General features: G+C 43.4%; 22 protein-coding genes and 1 riboswitch. Of the genes, 7 read left to right on the top strand and 15 right to left on the bottom strand.

The genetic code is table 11. The features are described from left to right. Positions 1-149 precede the first annotated feature (149 nt). The gene (locus tag DN068_RS20625; protein ID WP_111000838.1) at positions 150-1100 is read left to right on the top strand and encodes a CPBP family glutamic-type intramembrane protease; all 951 of its coding nucleotides are present in this window, start codon (positions 150-152) and stop codon (positions 1098-1100) included. Here DN068_RS20625 and DN068_RS20620 read toward each other — a convergent pair. Continuing rightward, complete coding sequence (locus DN068_RS20620; RefSeq protein ID WP_111000837.1) at positions 1040-1981, bottom strand: ROK family protein; 942 nt, start codon at positions 1979-1981, stop codon at positions 1040-1042. The genes DN068_RS20625 and DN068_RS20620 overlap by 61 nt on opposite strands. Beyond that, positions 1953-3386: an MFS transporter gene (locus tag DN068_RS20615; protein WP_111000836.1), complete on the bottom strand. Its 1434-nt coding sequence runs from the start codon at positions 3384-3386 to the stop codon at positions 1953-1955. Before DN068_RS20615 ends, DN068_RS20620 begins: the two co-directional genes overlap by 29 nt. 184 nt (positions 3387-3570) lie before the next feature. Between DN068_RS20615 and DN068_RS20610 the strand changes: the two genes are divergently transcribed. The 4 genes from DN068_RS20610 (at position 3571) to DN068_RS20595 (ending at position 8024) form a co-directional block, all read left to right on the top strand. Further along, positions 3571-4620, top strand: a complete 1050-nt coding sequence (locus DN068_RS20610) for a hypothetical protein (RefSeq protein WP_243630359.1) — start codon at positions 3571-3573, stop codon at positions 4618-4620. Positions 4621-5009: 389 nt separating this feature from the next. Further along, complete coding sequence (locus DN068_RS20605) at positions 5010-6251, top strand: MBOAT family O-acyltransferase (RefSeq protein ID WP_243630357.1); 1242 nt, start codon at positions 5010-5012, stop codon at positions 6249-6251. Between the two features lie 28 nt (positions 6252-6279). Then, on the top strand, positions 6280-7260 hold the full coding sequence (locus tag DN068_RS20600) for a hypothetical protein (protein ID WP_123985435.1): 981 nt from the start codon (positions 6280-6282) through the stop codon (positions 7258-7260). Between the two features lie 224 nt (positions 7261-7484). Continuing rightward, positions 7485-8024, top strand: a complete 540-nt coding sequence (locus DN068_RS20595) for a hypothetical protein (RefSeq protein ID WP_111000832.1) — start codon at positions 7485-7487, stop codon at positions 8022-8024. Positions 8025-8083: 59 nt separating this feature from the next. On the opposite strand, the gene DN068_RS20590 is transcribed toward DN068_RS20595, so the two are convergent. Then, positions 8084-8734 (bottom strand): tetratricopeptide repeat protein, encoded by a 651-nt coding sequence (locus DN068_RS20590; protein ID WP_111000831.1) that lies wholly within the window; start codon positions 8732-8734, stop codon positions 8084-8086. Positions 8735-8988: 254 nt separating this feature from the next. Between DN068_RS20590 and DN068_RS20585 the strand changes: the two genes are divergently transcribed. Beyond that, a complete protein-coding gene (locus DN068_RS20585) occupies positions 8989-9723 on the top strand; it encodes a class I SAM-dependent methyltransferase (RefSeq protein WP_243630355.1) in 735 nt (244 codons plus the stop codon). 2 nt (positions 9724-9725) lie between these two features. Next, on the top strand, positions 9726-10349 hold the full coding sequence (locus tag DN068_RS20580; RefSeq protein ID WP_111000829.1) for a phosphatase PAP2 family protein: 624 nt from the start codon (positions 9726-9728) through the stop codon (positions 10347-10349). 129 nt (positions 10350-10478) lie between these two features. On the opposite strand, the gene DN068_RS20575 is transcribed toward DN068_RS20580, so the two are convergent. From DN068_RS20575 to DN068_RS20520, 12 genes are all read right to left on the bottom strand, one after another. Beyond that, positions 10479-12068, bottom strand: a complete 1590-nt coding sequence (locus DN068_RS20575; protein ID WP_123985434.1) for a hypothetical protein — start codon at positions 12066-12068, stop codon at positions 10479-10481. A 442-nt stretch (positions 12069-12510) separates the two neighbouring features. Next, positions 12511-14445 (bottom strand): TonB-dependent receptor, encoded by a 1935-nt coding sequence (locus DN068_RS20570; RefSeq protein WP_123985433.1) that lies wholly within the window; start codon positions 14443-14445, stop codon positions 12511-12513. Between the two features lie 3 nt (positions 14446-14448). Continuing rightward, positions 14449-15546, bottom strand: a complete 1098-nt coding sequence (locus DN068_RS20565) for a DUF5074 domain-containing protein (RefSeq protein WP_123985432.1) — start codon at positions 15544-15546, stop codon at positions 14449-14451. A 19-nt stretch (positions 15547-15565) separates the two neighbouring features. Beyond that, positions 15566-16567 carry a T9SS type A sorting domain-containing protein gene (locus tag DN068_RS20560; RefSeq protein WP_111000825.1) on the bottom strand — a complete coding sequence of 334 codons (1002 nt, stop codon included), beginning with the start codon at positions 16565-16567 and terminating at the stop codon, positions 15566-15568. Between the two features lie 30 nt (positions 16568-16597). Next, positions 16598-17575, bottom strand: a complete 978-nt coding sequence (locus DN068_RS20555; RefSeq protein WP_111000824.1) for a DUF4465 domain-containing protein — start codon at positions 17573-17575, stop codon at positions 16598-16600. 130 nt (positions 17576-17705) lie between these two features. Beyond that, a riboswitch (cobalamin riboswitch) is annotated at positions 17706-17896 on the bottom strand. A gap of 780 nt (positions 17897-18676) precedes the next feature. Then, positions 18677-19504, bottom strand: coding sequence for a 23S rRNA (guanosine(2251)-2'-O)-methyltransferase RlmB (gene rlmB, locus DN068_RS20550; RefSeq protein WP_111000823.1), 828 nt, complete (start codon positions 19502-19504; stop codon positions 18677-18679). Between the two features lie 96 nt (positions 19505-19600). Beyond that, the gene (locus tag DN068_RS20545; protein ID WP_111000822.1) at positions 19601-20380 is read right to left on the bottom strand and encodes a patatin-like phospholipase family protein; all 780 of its coding nucleotides are present in this window, start codon (positions 20378-20380) and stop codon (positions 19601-19603) included. 68 nt (positions 20381-20448) lie between these two features. Further along, the gene (locus tag DN068_RS20540) at positions 20449-21159 is read right to left on the bottom strand and encodes a YebC/PmpR family DNA-binding transcriptional regulator (RefSeq protein ID WP_111000821.1); all 711 of its coding nucleotides are present in this window, start codon (positions 21157-21159) and stop codon (positions 20449-20451) included. A 174-nt stretch (positions 21160-21333) separates the two neighbouring features. Further along, positions 21334-21936 carry a CDP-alcohol phosphatidyltransferase family protein gene (locus tag DN068_RS20535; protein WP_111000820.1) on the bottom strand — a complete coding sequence of 201 codons (603 nt, stop codon included), beginning with the start codon at positions 21934-21936 and terminating at the stop codon, positions 21334-21336. A 3-nt stretch (positions 21937-21939) separates the two neighbouring features. Next, on the bottom strand, positions 21940-22374 hold the full coding sequence (locus DN068_RS20530; protein ID WP_111000819.1) for a methylglyoxal synthase: 435 nt from the start codon (positions 22372-22374) through the stop codon (positions 21940-21942). A gap of 90 nt (positions 22375-22464) precedes the next feature. Further along, positions 22465-23088 (bottom strand): 16S rRNA (guanine(527)-N(7))-methyltransferase RsmG, encoded by a 624-nt coding sequence (gene rsmG, locus DN068_RS20525; RefSeq protein ID WP_111000818.1) that lies wholly within the window; start codon positions 23086-23088, stop codon positions 22465-22467. Then, positions 23079-24236 (bottom strand): glycosyltransferase, encoded by a 1158-nt coding sequence (locus tag DN068_RS20520; protein WP_111000817.1) that lies wholly within the window; start codon positions 24234-24236, stop codon positions 23079-23081. Before DN068_RS20520 ends, rsmG begins: the two co-directional genes overlap by 10 nt. Positions 24237-24242 lie beyond the last annotated feature (6 nt).

The following is a 24242-nucleotide window of genomic DNA, read 5'->3' as shown; positions in this document are numbered from 1 at the left end:
TCTGGCGCGATTTTTGAGCGGGGTTATTTTGTTATTCGAACGTGAATTAGATGACATTAACAATCGAGTTACAACCTATTAGTGATTTATTTATTTATTTAGCTCCCAGATTGAAATAAAGCACATTGATTACCCAAATTCCCCGAAAGATGTTTACAAATCTACCTACGAAAAAAATTGGCTTCGCCGTGTTACTAAGTTTGGTGCTTGTAATGGCTGGGATGCTCCTGGCCAGTAGCTATCTGCACGTTGGGCCTGCACACGACAGTCTCAGAGCAAATGGCATTTATGCTGGGATTATTGGTTTAAGTGCATTTGTCTCAGCATTTATTTATGGGAAAGATTTTAAAAGCTTTGCGTTTAAGCGGGCGAAAAACAGATACCTCAGCCAAGCATTGATGGTTGCCGTCTTGATTTGCTGGGTACCTTATGGGTTGAATCTGCTCGCCGAAACAACGATTATCAGTGGAAACATAGCAATCAATCCGGCATTGGTTGTGATTGGTTTGCCCCTGACATTGACATTTGCTGCATTGCAGGAAATGATGTGGCGTGGTTTTCTCCTCAGCAATTTTCTAAAGTTATATGGCTTCCGCAAAACGAGCTTGTACATTGGTTTGATCTCTGCGGTATGCCAATACCCGTTGATTATTCATACCCGGTTTATGTATTCCGATACACCACTATGGTTTAGCTTACCCATGTTTACGATTTTAATGGTTTCGCTAAGCTTTGTGATTACGTATTTCAGAATATTGAGCAAAAGCATTACTCCGGGCATTGTGATCCAAGGTCTTTGCATGTATGTATTCCATGTAGTTATCGCTCCGACAGAAACTGCGCGCCATGACGGCAGCGTCTTCTTTCTGCATGATACCGGTGTATTCTACATACTTTCGGCAGTAGTTGCTGCAGTAGTTTGCAATCATCTGTTTTACAAATCGACAGTACATCAGCGCATCGCCCATAAAAGAAATAAGCAGGCACTTACTAAAGAAGAAATGCCTGCTGCAGAATCGTTCAACCTTGAAATATTATCCTACCAAACCAGCGCACTGGCGCCTAATATCGCTGCGTCAGAATCTGGTAACGCTGACTGAATAAACTGAACTTTATTTTTATAAACGCGGAGTAAATTCATCTCCATATACAAATGAGCGGGGGCCAAAAGCAGGTCTCCGCTTTTTGCTAATCCACCAAAAAAAATAATAGCTTCAGGCGAAGTAATTGCCACGGCGTCAGCTAATGTCTGACCCAAAATTTTTGCTGTATAGTTGAAGATCTCCAAGGCAAACGCATCGCCATTTTCTGCTGCATGATGAATATCGCGGCCTCCGACTTTTCCTTTTAGTGGGCGCAGCACTGTTTCATCATCGCGTTCTTCGAGCCATAATTCGGCAGTTTTAATAATCCCGGAAGCAGATGTGTACTGTTCCAGACAACCATGACGTCCGCAGCCACACAAGCGACCGTCGCGAACCGAGATCACGTGACCGAGTTCACCGGCAAAACCGTCCGCACCATAGATCATTTGCCCGTTAGATACAAAACCGCTGCCAACACCCGTGCCTAATGTTACGAGGATGAAATCTTTCATCCCTTTCGCTGCACCGTACATCATTTCTCCCAGCGCCGCCGCATTAGCATCGTTGGTAAGCGTCACCTTCATCTGAAAGGTATCACCGATCAGTTTAGCTAACGGAATAACGCCTTCCCACGGGAGGTTTGGTGCAAATGCAATTTCGCCGGTGTAAAAATTGCCATTGGGCGCTCCTACCCCACACCCTGCGATATTTTCATGGCCTACTTGTTCTAATAATGGACTGATTTCTTTTTTTAAAGCCTGCAAAAACGTGGACAGTACCGGATAATCTTTGGTACGCATGCCGCCTTTTGCTACAATTTCACCACGGCGGTTTACGATGCCGAAAGATGTATTGGTGCCGCCGATATCAATGCCCAGCGCCAGTGTTTGTGTCATAGTCTATTCCTTGTTTTTGCAAAATACGACGGGAAGCAAAACCGTACCACGCGAGGTAGGCAAATCCCAGAACCGGTACCCAGTATGAATTATGTATTCCGATAGACGGATTATCAGAAATGGCGCCCTGCAGCGGTGGAATTATTGCCCCACCGAGAATCATCATAATAAGGAGTGAAGAACCCTGATTGGTATATTTTCCCAGACCGGCAATTGCCAGATTGAAGATACAAGGCCACATTACACTGCAGAAAAGTCCGCCGCTGATAAATGAAAACAGCGCAACGTCTCCGGTAGTAAACAAACCGATAAGCATCATCACGATGGCCGAAATGCCGAATAACATGAGGGTTTTGGAAGGCTTTTCCTGTCCTGCATATTTCACCAGGATAAATACTACAATCCAGGCGGCATAATTCCAGAGGTCATTTACCTCAAAGCCACGCAGCGAACTGAAGTACATCACAATGCCGAACACGACAAACGGAACAACAATAGAAAGTACATTGTAAACACCTTTACTTAGATTAAATGTTTTCAAAGCACTGCTCATACGGCCGATCATCAGACTTCCCCAATAAAGTGCGATATATTTATCGACCATTGTATGATCGATGCCTTTGATGTCCGGCAGTTTCAGTAACGCGCCAAGATTACTTTGAATGGTTACCTCCACGCCCACATACACAAAGATGGCGATCATGCCGAGTGTGAGCTGCGGATATTGAAACGCTTCCACTTTACGTTCGATAACACTTTCGTTTTTGATCACGGGCATTTTTACGGCCGCAATCAGCAACGCCAGTGCTGTCAAAACCACCGCAAGCGTTACGTAAGGTATTTTCAGGTTATCTAAACCAATGGAAGCTTCTTTGCCGGGAATGATTTTTCCATAAAGCGCAAAGGCCAGAATAATTGGTCCGATGGTAGTACCCAGTGAGTTGATGCCACCCGCAAGATTCAATCTGGATGCGCCTTTTGCCGGGTCGCCAAGATTAATCACAAATGGATTGGCCACAATTTGCAGCAATGCAAAACCAATTCCAATTACAAAGAGACCGGTAAGGAAAATGCCATACGAAACCGCATTTACCGCAGGTATAAATAATAAAGCGCCACAGGCAGAAACCAGCAGACCGATGATCAGACCTTTTTTATAACCGATCTTATTTAACGGATCACCAAGAAATAGCGACCATAGGAAATAAATCAGCGAGCCTACGAAATAGGCAATGTAAAAGGCGAAATCTACTAGCTGCGACTGGAATTGCGTGAGATCAAAATGTTTTCGGAACATTGGAATCAGTACACCGTTGGAAGCGGCTACGAATCCCCAGAAGAAGAATACCGAAATAATGGCAACGAGTGCGGATGTATAAGACTTTGGCTGCGCCACGTCGTTCATGTGCAAATGCTTTTGAGGACGTCAAGATACGTTATACGTTGATATGTTGGTACGTTGATAGGTGAAAAGGTTAAAACGGTGGTTCGTTAATGGATTAAAGCTGCCATTGACTTTACCTTGTATGAAACCTGTAACTTTAGAAATGTTGTGACGCATCAACGTGTCAACATATCAACGTACAAACATGTCGACGTATCAACATAAACACCCGATGACGCAGTCTATCTCGAAGAAGAAGCCCAGTTTTCCGGTGAATGATATTTTGCGGGAATACCTTATTTATTATGGTCGTGAAATTATGCTGCCGGTTCAATACGACGATCTGCTTCGTTTTGATAGCGCTATTCCGATCTACGATAAAAATGGCAAGGATACGCTTTGGGAGATGGCTTTGTATAATACCAACGACCAACATCTGCTGCATGAAGGTCTGAAGCAAATCTATTCCATTTTGAAAACAGAGGGTGACAGCAGCGTGCACAAACATCTGCATGTGGAGCGTGTGGACTATTGTACGTTTGGTAATTCGCACCCATTCCGCATCAAAATCGTGAACAATTTTAATGATAACTATGACTATTTCTATATCAAACGGGCCGATGCCAGCCGCATTTATGGACTAGAGCTGGAACATATTCTTTCGCCTTCGCGAATCAACTATTTTGTAAACGAGGCTACGCTGGTGGAAGAACATATTGCAGGCATTCCCGGCGACCAGTTTATTCAGTTTTACCTGAACAATCCAGAGTTTAATAAAGTACGTATTGCCAAAGAACTGGTGAAGTTTAATGAGCGTTGTTTTGTAAGGCTTTTGGGCGATATGCGTTCTTACAACTATGTTTTTGACATCACACCTGATTTTGAAGAGGTGCAGTTTCGTATTCGTGCAATTGATTTTGATCAGCAAAGTTATGAAGGCCGGAAAAATCTTTATTTACCGCAGTTCTTTAAAGAAAACTATGCATTGGTGCTGTTGGTTCAGGAATTGCTTTCCGCTGAAAATATCGAACAATATCAGCAGGAAGAACGCTCCCTGATTGTAAGGCGTATGAAAGCTGCAGGAAAACAGTTGAACGCTTTGTTGGAATCGATGGAGGCCGACACCATTTCGAAACCAGAAAAAGTATTGCAGCTAAAATCAGAACTAGCTGAATTTTATAAAGACGATCAGTTTCTGCAATGTAAAACCATGGGCGCATTGGTGCGGTATTCGCTGGAATGTGTGGGAAAATAAAAACTTTCGCAACGTTCCGGTGCAATCGGAATAGATTTTGCAGACGCGAATGATACTTCGGGATATACACATTAATTGCATAATCGGAAATGCCTAATTTCTTCAATTCGCTCTGGTATGCAAGCTTTAGAAGGAAATAATTTCATGCAAAATCCTAGATTATACACTGAAAAAATTGCAATATTGCAGCAGAGATGCTGTTTAATTCCCTACAATTTTTACTTTTTTTCGTCATAGTTTTTTTTCTGTATTGGTTTGTTCTCAATAAGTCACTGAGGAAACAAAACCTACTGTTACTGATTTCCAGTTATTTCTTTTACAGTTGTTGGGACTGGCGATTTCTTTTCCTGTTGGTGTTTTCTACTTTCCTCGATTATTTTTCCGGCCTGATGATTTTCAGATCGGAGACGCAAGGGAAACGGAAATCGTGGTTGCTGATCAGCGTTTTGGTAAATCTCGGGTTCCTTGGATTTTTCAAGTACTACAATTTCTTTGCTCATTCGGCCGCCGACTTTTTGCTTCTATTCGGGCTAAAGGCTAATCCCTACTCGCTGAGCATCATACTTCCGGTTGGCATATCGTTTTATACCTTTCATGGACTGTCTTATGTATTTGATATTTATAACCGGAAGATAGAACCAACTACCAACTGGGTAGATTATTCAGTATTCGTTAGTTTCTTTCCTTTATTAGTTGCAGGCCCTATTGAGCGGGCTACACATTTACTGCCACAGATTGAAAAACCGAGACATTTTGATAAGGCAAAAGCGATAGACGGCCTCCGGCAAATACTCTGGGGTTTATTTAAAAAAATAGTGATCGCCGACACTTGTGCAGGATTTGTAGATCAGCTTTGGGGTAACTATACGCATTATTCAGGGAGTACGTTGCTGCTGGGCGCTATCATGTTTTCATTTCAGGTCTATGGTGATTTTTCCGGTTATTCAGATATCGCTTTAGGCCTGGCGCGCCTTTTAGGCGTAGAGTTGTTGCGCAATTTCTCCTACCCTTTCTTTTCGAGAAACGTCGCCGAATTTTGGCGTCGATGGCATATTTCACTTTCCTCGTGGTTTAGAGATTATCTATACATCCCGCTCGGTGGCAGCAAAGGCAGTAAATGGAAAAGAGCGCGTAATGTGTTTATCATTTTTATTGTAAGCGGTTTTTGGCATGGCGCCAGCTGGACGCGTGTCACCTGGGGATTTATGCATGCAGTGTTCATTATGCCGTCTGTATTGCTTAATACAAACCGCCAATATCTTGATATTGCCGCTAAAGGCAAGCTGCTTCCGTCGCTGCGCGAATTTTTCAGCATCATTTTTACTTTTTTGTTGACTACTCTGGCGCTTACCGTTTTCCGTGCACCGAGTCTTCCTGATGCGTTTCACTATATAGGTATCATTTTTTCCAGATCATTTTTCACAATTCCGCAACCACTTTTCAAAACAGAATTTCTGTTATTGACAGTGTTTATGGCGATTGAATGGCTGGGGCGTGAAGAACCTTATGCCATCGCTAAACTGGGGCAAAACTGGCGAACAACCGGGCGATGGAGCTTCTATTATCTGCTCTTGTTTCTGATGTACCTCTATTCTGGCAAACCACAACAGTTCATCTATTTTCAATTTTGAAATGAAGAGGTTTCTTAAACGGACATTTTTGTTTTTAGCTTTTCCACTGGTAATTGTAGTGTTGCTGGTGGGCAGTTATCTCTATTTTGATCCGTTTAAGGTAGTATTTCATTATTCTGATTATTCCGGATCTATTGTTGGCCTCAATCGCGAACGTGTTTCCACTCAAACTTATTTGCGCAATAAAGACCGCTATGGATATAATGCTTTTATTTTCGGGAGTTCCCGGACAAAGGCTTATAGAGCAGCATCATGGAAGAAACATCTGCCATCTGACGCTAAGCCGTTTTTATTTGATGCTTCTTGTGAAACAACCTATGGAATCTATCGGAAAGTTCGATATCTGGATTCAATTCAGGCGCCGTTAAAATATGCACTGGTTATATTGTGCCGCAATGCGTCGTTCGGTCCGGCAAGAGACTTTGATCAGTTTATTCATAAAAAAGATCCTGTTATTTCCGGAGGAAGCAATTGGGATTATCAGTTAACGTTTTTCAAAGCTTACGCAAATTTCCGTTTCATCACTGCATTTTACAGCGCCCAATTAAACGGCTATCAGTCATGGATGGGCAGTATCCTTATGCCGCGACCAACAACTTACGATACGATTACGAACGATCAATACAGTCTTGCCCAGGAAAAGGAATTGCGCGACAATCCCGATGCTTATTATAAAAAGCACGAGGCGATATTTTATAAGCGAAACGGCGAAACAACATCGCCTGAAGTACAAATCGAGGGACAGAATGCTTTTATGCTTCGTGAAATCGCCAGAATATTTGAGAAGAATCATACTGAGTATAAGGTCGTTTTAAGTCCTTTGTATGAACAGGTAAAATTTAATCCAAAGGATATCGAATTTCTACAATCGGTCTTCGGAAACCGGTTATATGATTTCTCCGGTGCGAATTATTTTACGGCCGATATCCGCCACTATTATGAAAACAGCCACTACAGGCCAATGGTCGGCGACAGCATTATGAATATTATATACAGCACAAATCCATAAACATCCATGCGAAGAAGACCCAAATATCTCGGCTGTATCTTGTTTTGATACGAGCCATTCCACTCCGGTTAAACTGTGTTGCGTCGCATTTCGTTCATCTGTAGTGCTGCTATTGTACATTTCCCCTATAATCGATGGCCGATGCAGTCATACCTACCCGATTCGCGTTTTGTTAGAAACGGCATAATAATTGATATCATAGAACTATCTCAACATCTAGTTTTATGTATCCGACTATATGCTACAAAACCGGTCCGCTGGAAGACTCCTATTCGATCTTTTGTGATAATCTGAAAATTGGGAAACTTGGGAAAGAAACATGGTTTGGAAACACAATTACCGCCAGTTTAAACAATCACCAATTCACCTTCGTCAACAAAGTTTTTTTTAGGAATCGTATTCTGATTTTCGATGAAAATGCCAACCAAATTGCCACGATTGAAACAGGAAACGTGTTTAATATAACGCCAATGTGTACGCTGGCGCTAAGCAATGGCACTTGTTATCGATGGAGTGCGGGCGGAATCTTAGCTCATGAATGGCAATGGCAACTGACTGAGCGGATCATGATGAACTCAGGCAAGCCGGAAGGCTTGTTCAAAAGGAGCAATACAATTGAAATAAACGAACCTTCAGATGACCAACTGGATTTGCTGATAGTATTGGGTATTTACCTTCAAGATATCAAATCGCGACGATCGCTTACGACCAAGGTTTGTGGGATTGTAATTGTCATATTTAATATCCTCAACTGGCTGAAATAACAAAAGCCTTCCGACATGAATGTTGGAAGGCTTCTTTATTTATTATTCGTCAAAATGCATTAACCTGGAATGCGGGAAATGTATTTACTCATTTCGTTGATCTGATCTACCACTTGTTTGTTGGTAGGTTTGCAGGATTTTGCTTTCGCAAAATACATTTTTGCACCACGGAAATCGCGACGGTTCATTGCAATAGCTGAAAGCTGAAGGTAAGCAGTTGCTTCGTTGTCTCTGTCCGGCAGACCAATTTTAATGGCTTTGCGCAGATGTTCGTAAGCTTCTTTAGTGTTGCCTTTTTTATAAGCAATTGAACCCAGCTGCAGATAAGCAGTTCCTTCGTATTCTTTTTCCGGCAAGCCAGCTTCCAGGCCTTTGCGCAGATCAGCTTCTGCTTTGTCAAGGTCATCAGTCATCGTAGACATGTTGGCACGGAGCATATAGTAAGAAGAACGGATCGGCTTGTAGAGCAGGTTCGGATATTTTACTTTATCCAGCAGTTTTTGAGCGCCTTCCATATCGCCAGATTCAATATAGCCCTGGATAAGGGACATCGGACCAATAAAGAAATGGGCGAAAATCATCAGCAGCGAAATAAGCATCGGAATCCAGGCGACCCACCAGGTAACAGAGAAACCGAGCCAAAATCCGAGGGCCATCAATGCTACTGCAATGGGAATACGGTAGAAAACGAGTATGCGGCGAAAATTCATGCTTTTAAAAATTGGCTGCAAAGATAGATTTAAGATTTGTGATTTTCAATTTGTGATTGAAGATTGATTCTTATTCAGTTGACAATAGATAATCGACAGTTGATAACGCTTGTATTTAAGTGCTGGTATTTAATTTATCAAAACATATAATCGTACTCCAACGCTTTAAGCTTTTTTGAATTTTGACTTTTGAATTCTGACTTTCTTAGAAATCAGACATTTCAGTTTACTTTTGTTGCGCACAATAAGGCATTATGCAACAGACAGATTGGTTTGAAAGTTGGTTCGGGTCTCCATATTATCAAATTTTGTATCAAAACAGAGATCATATGGAGGCACAGGAATTTGTGGAAAATCTCATAGCTCACCTGAATCCTCCCGGCGGCAGCCGAATGGTAGACATTGCTTGTGGGGAAGGTCGCTTTGCAGTGCAGCTGGCGGAGCATGGATATAATGTAATTGGTGTTGATCTGTCGCACCACAGCATCGAAAAAGCAAAAGCTTTTGAGAATGATCATCTGCAATTTTATGTGCAGGATATGCGTATGCCATTTTATATCAACTATTTCGATTACGCCTTTAACTTTTTTACAAGCTTCGGATATTTTGCGCATAACCGCGATCATTTGCTTGCCGCGAAATCATTTGCCGCTGGCCTGAAAAAAGGAGGCACGCTGGTAATTGATTACCTGAATAAAGGTTATGTGCTGGATCGACTGAAGCCGGCGGAAACTGTAAATCGCGGCAGTTATCAGTTTGATCTCCGGAAAAGACTAGAAAACAACCATATTATTAAAGATATTTACTTTACAGACGCAGACAATGTGCCGAAGCATTTTTCGGAAAGCGTTGCTGCATTTTCATTAGAGGATTTTGTACGAATGTTTGAGACAGCCGGGATGACGCTGGAACAGACATTCGGCGACTACAAGCTTAACGCTTACGATGCCAAAGAATCGCCAAGAATGATCATGATTTTCAAAAAATAACCATGCTGCAGGAACTCCGTGATAATATTGTGTACCTCGATTATGAAATATGGTATTATGTCAATACCGTATGGCACAATAATGTGCTGGATGCGATTGTACCCTATTTCCGGAATCAATATACATGGGCGCCTTTGTATCTGTTCCTGCTGATTTTTACCATCCGCAATTTTGGCTGGAGAGGCGTGATCTGGTGCCTTGGTTTTCTGCTCACATTTGGTCTCGCCGATCATATCAGCGCTGGAATGATCAAGCCATATTTTCATCGTTTACGACCTTGTAACAATCCATATTTGCAGCAAGTGGTGCATATCATTGTGCCTTGCGGCAGCGGGTATAGTTTTCCTTCGTCGCACGCATCCAATCACTTTTCATTGGGTGTTTTTGGCGCTATTACATTAGGAAAGCTGCGCAAATGGGTTTGGTGGATAGCATTGTTATGGGCGTTTGTTGTTTCTTATTCGCAGGTATACGTCGGTGTGCATTTTCCGCTGGATGTCACAGTAGGTGCCATTCTGGGAACATGTATCGGTATTATCACCGGCAGGATGTACAATCGTTATTTTGATCTGTCTCAGCCGGACAGGTTCTTTTCGCGCGCGAGAGTTTCACGCAAAGACGCGTAAGTTTTTCTCGCAACGCTCACGGCGACGCAAGGGTATAATTTATAATGCTTGTTTTTAAATTTGGACTTAGCACCGTCGCGAGGGTTGCGTCTTTGTTCCTTATGTGTCTTTGCGGGAAACTGTTATCTTTTAGTAAATCACTAACTGGCTGTAAACGGGGGTATGTTCACCTGTGGCGTAAACATTTAATAGAAAAGTTCCTTTAGATATAGCTGGCATTTTGACCACAAACGGATTTGTATCGCATCCGGAATGGAAGACTGTCTTCCCGTCCATGCCAATCACTTCAACCCGATAGTGCCCTTCCAAAGGAAGTGAAATATGAAATGCTCCTTCTGGACTTGGATTTGGATATATACTGAATTGGCGATTTATTTCTTTACCGTTAAAGGCTGCCGGTTGTGGAGTCTCAATACTATCAGATATTCGTGCGGAACCTGCTAACGATCCGACGCCACCGACCACGGTTCCTAATGTCAACTCAGATAAACCGGTTGCGGTATAACTAAATTCCGGCAGTACGTTAATTTCCTTACCCGCTAAAACCAGCAACCAATCAGCAGCGTCGCCAGGATAAATGGAAGGCATAGTAAATCCACTTAATTCTACCTCTCCTCCGGGAATGTAAGACGCCATTATGCGCTTCTTAAGCGGGCCAGAGAAGGACGCAACTCCAGGGATTCCGGATGCGCTCGTTATGGACCGCTTCGTTGTGAATTGTGCCAGATTAATACTGTTATCAACCAATGTCGGCTTTTTGTTGAGGCCATTTGCAATGATGTACGACGAATCCCTGTTTTTCCAGCAATGGCGTTTTATCTCTTCTGCGATTACACCGATTTTGGTAAAGCCCTGCTCATAACTAAATTCAAAATTATCATTAAGAAAACGATCATATACGACTTCGCCAGCAACATAATTTGCTGTACTCATTACGCCGCGCATGTACCATGGTTCGGAAGGGGAACCTGGTCGTTTGATTAACGGAGCACCCGAACTTCCAGGAGCGGCTGCAAAAGGCAATGATGTGAGCACCCAGGCTAAATCCGTCCCATTCACCGTTATTTCATATTCGTCCTGTAGTCGCTGCGGATAATTATGCGGATAGCTTATGGAATAGTATTCACTCGTGCCCCAGTTGAATTTATCAAGATCATATCCTAGTTTCCCAATTTTTCGATTAAGTAGCTGGCGTCCATCAATAAGTACCAAAGCGATATCGGGTGCAGTGGCCTGTGCCTGATTGTAATAATAGGCTACTAAATTCCCTCCGGTCAACACGCTCTTTGAATAATTGCCAGTATTCTTATTCAAATGATAAGTGACACCGTTAATTGTAGCCACCGAATCGCGTCCCATATAATCCGAGTAAACGTCAATGGTACTTGCAAAAGGCCCCAGACTTACTACTCCTGCCGGAAAGAAGGAGCGAATCTGATGTCCCGCCATGCAGGCACATATTGTATCGTCGTTACGGTCCGTATATATTAAAGACATTGTCCCGGAGCTACGCAGATCTTTATAATAAAGTATCGCTTTATTTGCAGTATCAGATCCCGGAGGATTATTTGCAGCAGCAGGGTCAAAATAAGTGAAATAACCAGGGAATGATTCTATGGGGACACCTCCAAACTGGGCGTTAGCGATGATACTTTTATTCGCCATCATCAACGTAATGAGCAACGTTCTTTGTAGTATTCTCTTGTAATATTTTTCCATTTCTAACTATGATAAAACATGGTTATTAATTAATACCCCGACAACTTAACAGGCATTGCTGCTCAAAACAGCGCGCAAATCTGCTAATACGATATAAATGGAACGGGAGGTATTTTATCTAGTCATTTATGGGCTGAGACCAGCACAAAAGAAGTTAATCCATTGCAAATGAACAAATAAAATAGTATTGAGAATCAGACTTTACTGATGATAAAAAGCTGAAAAAGCTCCTGGGAAGAAGGACTTAAAAAGATATATTTTTTCAAAAAAATCGAGTCTATTTCACGCAAAGACGCGTAAGTTTTTCTCGCAACGCTCACGGAGGCGCTAGGGTATAATTTATAATGCTTGTTTTTAAATACGGACTTAGCGCCGTAGCGAGCGCCGCAAGAGATTTTCGTTAAAAATATAATGCTTTTGCGAGAAGAACACATTGCGGAAACTACCACAAACTCACAGCCAAACCGGCAAGCCAGTTCACGCCCGGCATTGGTCTTGCCGCCACTACCTCATATTGTTGATTCCAGATATTATTGCATTGAAGAGATGCGCGCCAATTTGCGTTCCTGAAAGGGAATGAATACATCAGCTGTACATTTCCCGTCTGATATGGATCAAGATAAACAGACTCGTCGTTTGTAAGAAAGCGATAGCCGACGTAGGTGTGATTATAATTCAGATAAAATCCTTTGTAAGCACATCCGATGTTTGCCTGCCATTGATATCGCGGCGTGTAAGGAATCTGCATGCCGATACTACCATCATTTTGTACGTAGCTGCTTGTCGTTGTGGCCAGCACATATTCCGTATTCAATCCAAAATGTAATTGCCATTTATTGAGCTGAATGGTAAGGGTATTACTGGTTTCAATACCTCTGCTATGTACGCTGGCAATGTTGTGTGGCGTCCAGATGGAACCGCCGTACCAGATAATCCAGTCGTTGATATTGCGGTTAAAAATCGAAGTTTCCTGGTGTAGTGTAAACCGTTTGGCGAAATGCAGATCGATTGTATAACCGCAGTCTTCACCCCAGCCCTGTTCTGGTTTGAGATCTTTATTACCACCGGGATCATAATACAATTCATTTAACGTTGGCACCCGGTATGTCTTTTGCACATTGGCTTTCAGCTTCAGCCAGGATAGTAACTGATAAGAAGCATTCGCTCCCGGCAGAAAGAAATTATTACTGTTCACCCATTCATCTCGGGCATTGATTGCCACTTGCAAACGGTCATTAATATAGTGCATTCGCCAGGCTGCAGCCAATGCCAGCTTAGTTTGCGTATGTGCTTTGTCGCCGGTAAACCAGGAAGTTTGCATCGGAACAAAAAAGAGTACGTCATGGTGTGCATTTAAACTATGCTGCCAACCAGCTTCACCATATATCTGACGGGTAATATTGTTTGTGTTCAACAGACTTAGACTGTCGCGGTATTTCATGCCATCTTGCAAATAAGCAAGTTTCGCATACCATTTAGATGCGCCTTTCTGATGTTGCCATTGTAGCAGGAATCGCGCGGATTCATCTTTCTGTTCTTTTACAGAAATGTCTTCAAATAGCGCTGGCGGAATTTGCCGGTCATAGTATTGAAACCAGGCCGAAAGGCTGAAAGTATTGTAGATATTCGGTCGCCACGCTGTTTGCCAGAGCAATCCCCCGCCCTTTAACTGTGCATTTGGCATCGACTGATCCATACGTTTCTGGTCAGTGAACGTAAAATTATTTTGTGCCGTTTGTCCGAAAGCTTGCAGTGAAGTAAACCAGTTTTTGCTGCTGAAACTTGCTTTCGCACCTGCCTGATATTGCCCGAAACTGCCTGCTGCGCCAGACAACTGCAGTTTAAATTTTCTATTCGAATCAAAGGACGGTGCATCATTCTCCAGCATTACTGCACCACCTACGTTACCGCTTCCAAGCAATGCCGCTGAACCGCCGTACACGATATTGATTTTATCCATCAGCGAAACCGGCAATAATGAAACATCCGTTAATCCTAAAGATGCGTTCTGCAAAGGAATGCCGTTCCAAAGTACTTGTGATTGTGCGGCAGACGAGCCACGAAAATTGAGCGTGGCTACACCGTTAAATCCATAAGACTTGATGAAAACAGGCACCTGCTGAGCAAGCAGACTGGCTACAGATTGTTGCTGATAAACCTGCATCATGGTACTGTCGATCGTCTGCACTTTCATACCTGATGCATAATTCTTAATACGGAGATCGTCGGTCTGATGACGGTCTTTTTTTCCCTTCACTTTTAGTTCATGCAGCGTATCTGCCAATTGCTGGCCCTGCACATTGGAAAAGAAAAATAGCATCGCAGAAAGCAATGCTATTTCCAGTTTGCATAGGGATATGTTGCATTTATGATGCACTTGCTAAATTTTAAAGTAAATATGTCCCGGACCTACACTGGTTTTAAACTCATCGGTTTTGGTACCATCCGGACTGTAAATGTACACCGAACCTTTTTGCACAAAGCCTTTCGGATCGGCGACGTAAATATTTCCGCTCAGCGGATCAACGCCCAGGCCCCAGAAATACTGATATGCTGTAGCCTGTACAAAGGCTTGCGAAGGCAGTGTCGCATCGTTAATATTCATGCGGTAGACGCCGTTGTATTGAGTACCGCCGGTATAATTTACCTCGATGAAGTAAATGGAATCTTTGGCGATATTCGTCACCGGACGGACAACATCTGCGCCTGTCGGGAACTGATAAGTCTTAATTACATTGCCGCTCACCGGATCAATGCGCGTGAGCGCCGCGTCTTTTTTCTTGGTTACATTTCCCGATAAAACCCAAAGCTTGCCCTCTTTATCATAGAACGCTTCTTGTGGTGCATAACCAGCCAATGTTGTAGACTGCGTTGGTGTATTGGTTGCAATATCTACCGAATAAAGATGATTATTGGCAGTATCCCAAACGCAAACCAGCACGCTGTTTCCATCGTTTGAAAGTGTAAGACCTTCTGTATTTTGATAAGGCATTACGATCGTGTCTGTTGTTTGCATGGTGACAGGATCGATCGTGTAAAGTTTGTTGCTGAACAGGCTGGAAACATAAGCTTTGTGTTCTGAAACCGGCAGTATATAACGCGGCTTCGGAATACTGATGGAGCTCTGCAATGTCCAGTCTGTTTTATTGATCACTAAAATTTTGTCGGAGTTATTGATGCAGAGAAAATAGTTGCTGCCAATGGGTGTGATGCTCTGAAAAACATCCCCGAGCGATTGCCCGTTTGCTGCTTTGTAAACATCTTCATACACCGAATCCTTATTGGGCAAATACAGCGTCAGCGCAGAATTGCCATTACCCAGACTTCCTTCGCAAACCACCAGCACTTGTCTGGTTGTGTCTGTGGAAGGCAGTGTATAGGAGCCGCCGGGCTTATCCTTTTTACAGGCAAACAAAAAGCAACACAGCAATAATAGTATCGCTGATGTCTGATTTTTTGACCGCTGATTTATTTGCATTCTTTTCAACAGAACTCCTTTACAATTTTGAGATTTTCTCCACCCATTTATTTCCTTTCGCATCGTTCAGCACCAGATAGTAAAGACCGGATGCGCAGGCATTCAGATTAATTTCCGTATCGTTTCCGCTTACAGATTGTTGCAAAACAATTTTACCAGTTACATCAGTCAGTGAAAGCGTTGCTCCTTCAGGAGTCCGATCGCAATGAAAAACAATTTTCTCCGTTGCGGGATTCGGATAAATGCGGAAAGCATTATTACCATTGATTGTTGCTACACCGGTGGTCGATTGATTAATAACACCTACGGCATCCAGATCAAAACCTCCGGTTGGGAACGGCGTAGGATAAGGATCATTGATCTTGTGGTTATTCATATCTACGGTACCGAGCGCACCAATGGAGCCAATTACGTCTACCAAACGAACATGAGTAATATTGTTCAGGTCGAGATTGGCAGCACCCGAAAGTTCACTTAAATCAAATGGCGTTCCGTAATTACCGATGTATTTCCCTGCCAGGTTATTGACCAGGCTTGCTACCATATACTCACCGGTACCGGCAATCTGCGCGGTATCTTGTGTATTGGAAGTAACAGGAAAACGAACATAATTGACGCCGTCCGAACTTACTTCTACGAATGCAAACTCCAGATAGGCTTCCTCCGGGTTATTCGGATTGGCAAAGCCATTTTCGAAGACAGCAAAATCGTAACCAGGGCCGTTTACAATCGGATGGGCAAATGTGAGCACTGCCACACCGCTGTCACCGAGACTCATAATATAATTATCAGGCGCGCCTACTACCACGCTGCTATCACCGGCTGAAACCCTGCCAAGTGATTGATCTGCGATATCCATCCAGCCGCGTTGCACATCACAATGTGTGGCCCAGCCTACAAACTGGCTGCTGCTGGCTGGTATTGCCGTGGTTCCTGAAACACCTGCCTGTGGCGCAAATTGTGCTTGCGCCGCAGACAGACTGCTCAGACTGAGTATAATGGCCGAAATGGCTTTTTTCATCAGATTCTATTTTCTTCGGAAAGCTCCGGATTATTGTTTTACAAAGCGGGTTCCTGCATGAACAGCATCGCCGCTCAACTGCAGATAATAAGTACCTGCTGCAAGGTTTGCCGTATTCAAAATTACTTTATCTCCAGCAACTGGCTGGCTCAGTATTACACGACCGGCCATATCAATTACATTTACTTGATTCACCGAAGTGGTATTTGCCAGTTCTACGAACAATTTATCTGTAGCCGGGTTCGGGTAAACTTTTGCAAGGTTTGCCATTACCGAAGGAACGCCATTTGGATAAATATAAGACGACGTAAAGTTATCAATACAGAAGAAGCCCGGTGTATTCATGCCGTACTGGCCATTATCGGAAGAAGACAAATGGAAGGTAATGCTATCTACAGCACCGAGTGAACTCAGGTCAACCCAAGCCCAGTCTTTCTGAATGTAATCCTGTGTAGAATCGGCTTTGGTAAAATCAGCCAGCATAAAATTAACGCTGTCAGTTGTCAATTGACCACCAGAATAACCTTTGATGGTTACTTTAAACCAATCGGAATCTGCTGCAGTAAATTTCTTAGCAAAACCATCGCCATCACGCATGCTGTTGTATGTATAAGTGCTGTTGGTAATGTACAAACCTGAAACCGGCTGACCCAAACCTTGATTAATCAAGCGGATCATGGCGTCGCCGTTCGCTACAGCGTATTGCGCAGAGCCATTGTAACCTTTACCTGCTTTAGCTGAATACATGTTGGTATAACCGCTGGTGACGCTGTCGGTCATATTTGAATACAACCAACCCGCAGTCCAATAGCCGCCATAAGAAGTATCGTAGTAATAATCGAAATGAGCAAGACCATCGTTAAAACCCTGATCGGTCATTGAATTGGCAGTGTTCACATAAAATGTGTCACTTTTGGAAAGTGCTAAGGAGTCAAATGTAGAGACTGTCTGGGCCTTTACAGAAACGGTTGCTGCGGCAGCAGCGAGCAGGAGTAAAAGTTTGCGCATAGCAATTGTTGTGTTTAAAAACTGTTTTTAATTGGTTGCTACGCAGCTACGGAAAAATATCAGAAAAGAGCAAGCCGGGCATCAAAGCCATAAACCTGCCGTTATCTGTGCTTTTGTTCCCGAAAGCAGCGATAAATGTTTGCGAAAGGCAGGTCTTCTGACTTGCTTCTTCTTTTGCGGCCTTCCCGTTTGGTAAACAGTGGCGATAGTACGGACAAAAGAATTATTGGAAGCTCACAGCATCGGGTAATGTCCGGGATTTACACCCGGTTCCCTTTTCATTCCGCCCGAAAGCGAAAACCTTAGCGGGGACGAAGGTAGCATAGAAAGTCAAAATTCAAAAGTCAAAATTCAAAAAGGGTGAATGGGGTGAATGGGCAATGGTGAATTTTCCCGCACCGGAAGTACGTAGAGACGTAGCACGCTACGTCTCTAAATAATATTGAGAGGTTTAGTTCGGCCAAGCCGGCACTAATATCCATTCGGCGAAGTCTCCAGACTTCGTCGCAGTGGTTTCCGATCTCCTGACCGGCATAGAATACAACGGTCGGGAGACCGCGTTCCACCAGAACGAAGTCAGAGACTTCGCTCAACTGTGAGGTCGAAAAGTGCTGAACCTCAGAACTCCAACGTTGATGCTTTTTACTCCGATGTCGGTTCTGGTTACTGAAAATTGATACTAAAAGAGTCAATGTCGATTCTCAGAGCATAAACGTGGACTCTAAAAGAGTCGACGCTGAATCTAAATGACTGGAGCTTGACTCTCTGAGCATGGACGTTGATTCTAAAAGAGTCAATGTTGACTCTCGGAGCATGAACGTAGACTCTAAAAGAGTGGACATTGAGGTAAAAAGAGTGGAATTTGACTCTCCGAACATGTATGTTGATTCTAAAAGAGTCAACGTTGACGCTCAGAGTATGAACGTAGACGCCGTTCGGCGAAGTCTCCAGACTTCGTCGCAGTGGTTTTCGGTCTCCTGACCGGCACAAAAATACAACGGTCGGGAGACCGCCTCTGCTCGAACGAAGTCAGAGACTTCGCTCAACTATATGTAGTTAGTTTGACATTTTACGAGATTGGCCATTCTTGATTCAGCCAAATCAGACATCCAAAGTCCGTTGCCTCAGCGCTTCGTACATAATCATACCAGCCGCTACAGAAACATTAAGCGAATCGAAATTGGTCGCCATTGGAATGCGAATGAGCTGATCTGCACGTTTGAGGACTTCCTTACTGATTCCGGTGTCTTCAGCCCCCATCACGATAGCAGAAGGCACTTTCAGATTGCTTTCATAAACGGGAACGCTGCCACGCATTTCGGTTCCAAGAATTTGAATACCATTTAAACGAAGTACATCCATTGCCTGCTGTACAGAAGGAATACGGCAGAGCATAATTTTATGGAGCGCACCGGCAGATGTTTTAATCGCTTCTTCGGTTAGCGACGCTGCATGCGATGTTGGCAGAATGAGACCCTGAGCGCCACAGCATAAAGCGGTACGGGCAATAGCTCCCACGTTACGCACATCGGTAACGCCGTCCAATAACATAAACAACGGTGTTTCGCCTTTATCTACCACATGTGAGATCGCATCCTGAAGCTCTACATATTGCAGCAGACTTGTCCACGCTACTACACCTTGGTGCTGTGCTTTTGTAAAGCTGTCCAGCTTTTCTACCGGCACCTGGCTGATGGGAATATTTCTTTCTTTGGCTAATTGTTTGATGGAATTTATCTCCGGGCCAGTGGCTGTACGGAGCAGAAACAATTTTTCAATAGTGGTACCCTGCTCTAACGCCTCCATGACTGGTTTACGCCCAATGAGCAACGGCAATGAACGGACAGGTTTTGGAGATCTGTTGGCATAAGTATTTGGTTTTCCTTTGCCTGAAGCCTGTTTCGAGTGTTCGCGCCGTTCTTGTTTCATTCCGCAAACCTACAAAAAAAGCCGGAGGGCGCGCAGCTAATTGTCTGTAGCACCGGGGTTTTTACCTAAGACTTTAAACCTGCGCAGCAGAACGAATCAACCTATAAACGTATCAACAGGTCCATCATCATCCAGTGTCTCTAATCTCTCCTGCGCATATTTGTACCCTTCTTCAAAAATCATACGTTTCTTCTTTTCATCGAAGATACCATAATGGGAAAGCAATGGCGGTTCAATGAAAATGGAACAATGCCCAATATTCCGAACCACATTTTCGCGAATCATCAGATGCATTAATCGATCAAAAAGCTCAGAGAAATGGGCTTTTTCGTTGTAATCCGGCAAAGGATTAACATAAATACCAATAATGTCTTCGTATTGATGCAAGAGTAAAGGTTCTAAAGGCAGGTTACTGCAAATGCCACCGTCTGCATACGCAATGCCATCAATAATTTTGGCTGGGAATACGAGCGGAATAGAACAAGCAGCAATTACGGCCGGAATAATTTCTCCTTTATCAAAAATAGCCTGATGGCCGGTATTCATATTCGTGGCAGTAATAAAAAGAGGTATGGGCAGGTCCTCAAATTTTTTGTGTCGCAGATAACGGGTGAGAAATTCCTGCAGTGGACGCAGAGACATCAGACTTTTGAGCGGAAACGCCCAGTCGAACATTGAATACAGCTTGTTGTGTACTGCCAGTTCCAGAATTTCTTCTGGCATATAACCATCGCAAATCAATGCGCCAATAATAGAACCTGCACTGGTGGCCGCAATTGCCTCAGGAAAAATATCCTTTTCTGCAAATGCTTTCAGCACGCCCAGATGCGCAAAGCCACGGTTTCCTCCACCCGACAGAACAAAAGGTCTTTTCATAACAGGTATGAAAATAAAAAACGGCTGACAGGTAACTGCCAGCCGATATAAATTTTAACAAAATGATTTTAACCCATGTTATGGAACACCTGCTGCACGTCATCGTCTTGCTCTACGCGCTCAATCAGCTTAAACACGTCTTCTGCTTGTTCTTCAGAAATAGCGACCGTATTCAGCGGAATCCATTCCAGCTCAGAAGAAATTGGTGTGATACCTCTTTCTTCCAGTGCTTTCTGCATATTACCGAAATCGTTGAATTCGCAACGAACGATCAGGTTGCCTTCGCTGTCTTCACCGAGTTCTTCCAAACCAGCGTCGATCAGTTCCAGTTCCAGATCTTCTGCACTCAAACCTGCAGGAGCAAGTTTGAAAACACCGAGGTGTTTAAACATAAATGCCACAGAACCGCTGTTGCCAAGGGTGCCGCCAGCTTTGTTGAAATGTGAACGAACGTTGGCCACAGTGCGTGTGGTGTTATCAGTTGCCGTTACAACCAGGATGGCAATGCCATGTGGTGCGTAACCTTCGTATAAAACTTCGTCGTAGTTGCTTGTGTCCTTACCTAACGCATTTTTAATAGCACCTTCAATGCGGTCTTTCGGCATGTTGATACCTTTCGCATTCTGCATCACACGACGCAGCATCGGGTTGGTATTCGGGTCAGCGCCACCTTTCTTTACTGCAATTGCAATTTCTTTACCGATACGGCTAAACTGTTTTGCCATACGATCGTAGCGGGCAAACATGGTAGATTTACGTACTTCAAATATGCGACCCATAAATTATGGTAGTTTTTATTCTGGTTTTAAGGCTGCAAATGTAATTAAATGGTCGATTAGTTAAAAATGGTAAAGGGTTAATTTGTTAATCAGGCCTTTACAGACGGTTGGCTGCATACATTTTTTCACATTCCAACTTATTACATCAATTCAACCAGCATGTTTAACCCAAAGCTAGCCATTGAAAATCTTGTTTCTTCTGATTGTTTTTCCCTGCCGCAATTGGATAGCGTGGTAAAATGAAGGCACGTCGTTAGTCCATTCGCGGAGAAACAACAGAATCGCTATAATTTCTATACGGGTCAGTACGCCACCATAGAAACAGATTTCGAACAGCACGTTTGAATGACAGCTCGCCATTATTTCCACCATTGTAGCAAATAAAGTCAATGTCCAGATTTTGGATGCAATGGCGTGGGTAGCCACTTCCTTCCGGAATTTCCAGAAACTAACCACATAGGTAAATGCCTCGAAACAAAGCAACAGAATAATTTTATGGGAATGTTCCTGCCAGAATTCCGGGCATTTGATAAACATCGCAACTGCTGCCGAAATCCAGAATACCTGATCGATGGATGAATCTAAGCGTCGCAGTAATGGCGTCGAAACATTAAGTCTCCGGGCGATAATCCCATCAAAAATATCCGAAACCAAGGCATAACTGAATAACGTAATCACCAGCCATCCGGACATCTGAATATGCAAAATACTCGCCAGGATCAGCCATATTGCAACCAGTAGCCGGGAAAAGATAAGTGTTATAGGAATATGCTTCACTTGTTAGATTTTCCGTTTTACATAAAAACTATAATCCGGCAATTGAACTTCATAATCCTGACTCAGTAACGACGAATTAAAAATAAAGTCTGCCGTAGCCATATCACAAGCCAATGGAATATTGTAGGTAACCGCTACACGCAGTAAAGCCTTAATATCCGGATCATGCGCCTGAGCTTCCATCGGATCCCAGAAAAAGATCAGAATATCTATATTGCCGTTGGCAATGTCCGCACCAATCTGCATATCACCGCCGAGTGGACCACTTTTATATTTATGGATCGGCTGTTTCAGCTCTTCTTCCAGCATTTTTCCGGTAGTGCCGGTTGCCGAAAGTATATGTTGCGCCAGTTTTTCCCTATTGCCAACCGCCCAGCGGATCAGCTCATGTTTTTTATTATCGTGCGCTACCAGCGCGATTCTTTTCTGCTGTTTCATGGATTAATTGTTGGTGAAAACTCAAAGGAGGAGAACTCCCAGCGCGAGCAAACACATTCATCACATTTCCCACATTAAACACATTACGTTCTAGCGCGGCACATACACCACATACTTCGTCTCAAACGAAGGCTCGTCAAATATCTCAGAGATCGGAAACAAATGCGGACGTAAGCCGGATTGCTTTACTTCTTCAGTAAGATCGCCGCCTTTCAGACAAATAAGACCATTAGCAAATTCGTCGCTCATACGACCTTTGCGGAGCGAATTACGGATCCAGCCCCAGAGTTCACCCAAAGGAGCTACGGCACGGCTCACTGCAAAATCAAAGATCTGACCTGTATTTTCTACACGGCCATGCATTGTTTTCACATTCTTAAGTCCAATGGCGCTGGCTACTTCCTCCACCACTTTAATCTTTTTACCAATACTATCTACAAGCAAGAATTCTACCTCGGGAAAGAAGATTGCCAACGGAATACCCGGAAAACCGCCACCAGTACCAATATCTACAACATGCGCACCTTTGTGAAAATTACAAATAGCAGCGATAGCCAACGAATGCAGCACATGTTTTTCGTAGAGTGAATCAATATCCTTGCGTGAAATGACATTGATTTTTTCATTCCACTCGGTATAAAGTGCCTGCAGTTGCTGAAACTGTTGCGTCTGTGTTTCCGTAAAATCGGAGAAGTAGTCTTGAATTATTTCCACTGTTGTTTGTTTTTCCAGAATATGTATGGAGCGAACGCAAAGTTATAGATCATCCAGCCGAAATCGAAGAGTGGAAAGAAAATCGAAAGTTTTTTTTCACCAAGCTGTTTTGCGGCTGCGGTCCAGACGGTCCAATAAAGCAGACAACGGGCAATCATAAAGCAAATGGCAGCTGCGTAGAAATGGGTAAATAATAAAGGAATAAAAAACAGCCAGCTCCAGCTATGGGTCAATGCATAAATGCCTAAAAGCCGTTTTACAGATGGTTTATAATATTTGCCGGTAGAAAGATGACGCTGTTTTTGCCGGATCCAATCCTGCCAATAGTGTTTGGGTTCAGATATAGTAAAAGATCCTTTTGGCATGATCAATCGCATATTATCCGTAGTCGCCGTTTTTGCCACCAGCAGATCATCGTCGCCAGAAGGCAGCTTATTCCAGACATCCCATTCTTCTGCTTCTCTGAATAATTTTTTCTCGACAGCCATATTTCTTCCTACTGCCATATAAGGCATTCCGCGATAAGCGTAACTGAACGCCTGCAGAAAGCTATGCATCGTTTCCCAGCGGATCAATGCATTTAATAATCCTGGTTCCTGTGCATATTTCCCATAACCACCGGCAATCTGCTTTTTTCCTCCGGAAGTTCTAAAAAGAACGGTCATTTCTTCTATCCAGTATTTACTGACTGGCTGACAATCCGCGTCGGTAAACAAGAGCCATTCATTTGCTGCAGCCGCTACCCCTTTGCCAATAGCGAATTTCTTCCCCGGAAACTTGCGAGGCTCCTCCGGTAAAATGGTAACAATTTTTAAATGTTCGTTGTTTTGCGCGAACCCAGCCAATACCGCGGCGGAATCGTCTGTAGATGCATCATTTACAACAATTACCTCAAACATTCTTTTCCCCGAAGCATTGCTATATCTTTGCGCCAAAATCAGCGGAAGATAGTTGCGGAGATGATGGGCTTCGTTTTTGCCACAGATCACCACTGATACTTTTTCCTTTTCGGAAATCACAACAGGAACATCATTTATTTCATTATCGCCAGACGGAAGCGCCGGCAAAAAGAAATAAAAAGCATAAGCCAGTTGTATGGCTACGGAAACGGCAAATAATATAAATAACAGTGAACTGATCACGTTCACAAAGAA

Origin of the sequence: Taibaiella soli (assembly GCF_003236175.1) — a bacterium.
Classification (GTDB): Bacteria; Bacteroidota; Bacteroidia; order Chitinophagales; family Chitinophagaceae; genus QKTW01.
This window is presented reverse-complemented; position numbering and strand designations above follow the sequence as displayed.

What these genes read in the sequence shown, in the direction of transcription:
- DN068_RS20575 (WP_123985434.1), bottom strand. Translation starts at nt 12,068, where the DNA reads ATGGAAAAATATTACAAGAGAATACTACAAAGAACGTTGCTCATTACG.
- DN068_RS20585 (WP_243630355.1), top strand. Translation starts at nt 8,989, where the DNA reads ATGCAACAGACAGATTGGTTTGAAAGTTGGTTCGGGTCTCCATATTAT.
- DN068_RS20615 (WP_111000836.1), bottom strand. Translation starts at nt 3,386, where the DNA reads ATGAACGACGTGGCGCAGCCAAAGTCTTATACATCCGCACTCGTTGCC.
- DN068_RS20610 (WP_243630359.1), top strand. Translation starts at nt 3,571, where the DNA reads ATGTCGACGTATCAACATAAACACCCGATGACGCAGTCTATCTCGAAG.
- rlmB (WP_111000823.1), bottom strand. Translation starts at nt 19,504, where the DNA reads ATGAAACAAGAACGGCGCGAACACTCGAAACAGGCTTCAGGCAAAGGA.
- DN068_RS20590 (WP_111000831.1), bottom strand. Translation starts at nt 8,734, where the DNA reads ATGAATTTTCGCCGCATACTCGTTTTCTACCGTATTCCCATTGCAGTA.
- DN068_RS20605 (WP_243630357.1), top strand. Translation starts at nt 5,010, where the DNA reads ATGATTTTCAGATCGGAGACGCAAGGGAAACGGAAATCGTGGTTGCTG.
- DN068_RS20565 (WP_123985432.1), bottom strand. Translation starts at nt 15,546, where the DNA reads ATGCAAATAAATCAGCGGTCAAAAAATCAGACATCAGCGATACTATTA.
- DN068_RS20540 (WP_111000821.1), bottom strand. Translation starts at nt 21,159, where the DNA reads ATGGGTCGCATATTTGAAGTACGTAAATCTACCATGTTTGCCCGCTAC.
- DN068_RS20595 (WP_111000832.1), top strand. Translation starts at nt 7,485, where the DNA reads ATGTATCCGACTATATGCTACAAAACCGGTCCGCTGGAAGACTCCTAT.
- DN068_RS20545 (WP_111000822.1), bottom strand. Translation starts at nt 20,380, where the DNA reads ATGAAAAGACCTTTTGTTCTGTCGGGTGGAGGAAACCGTGGCTTTGCG.
- DN068_RS20560 (WP_111000825.1), bottom strand. Translation starts at nt 16,567, where the DNA reads ATGAAAAAAGCCATTTCGGCCATTATACTCAGTCTGAGCAGTCTGTCT.
- DN068_RS20555 (WP_111000824.1), bottom strand. Translation starts at nt 17,575, where the DNA reads ATGCGCAAACTTTTACTCCTGCTCGCTGCTGCCGCAGCAACCGTTTCT.
- DN068_RS20530 (WP_111000819.1), bottom strand. Translation starts at nt 22,374, where the DNA reads ATGAAACAGCAGAAAAGAATCGCGCTGGTAGCGCACGATAATAAAAAA.
- DN068_RS20625 (WP_111000838.1), top strand. Translation starts at nt 150, where the DNA reads ATGTTTACAAATCTACCTACGAAAAAAATTGGCTTCGCCGTGTTACTA.
- DN068_RS20580 (WP_111000829.1), top strand. Translation starts at nt 9,726, where the DNA reads ATGCTGCAGGAACTCCGTGATAATATTGTGTACCTCGATTATGAAATA.
- DN068_RS20620 (WP_111000837.1), bottom strand. Translation starts at nt 1,981, where the DNA reads ATGACACAAACACTGGCGCTGGGCATTGATATCGGCGGCACCAATACA.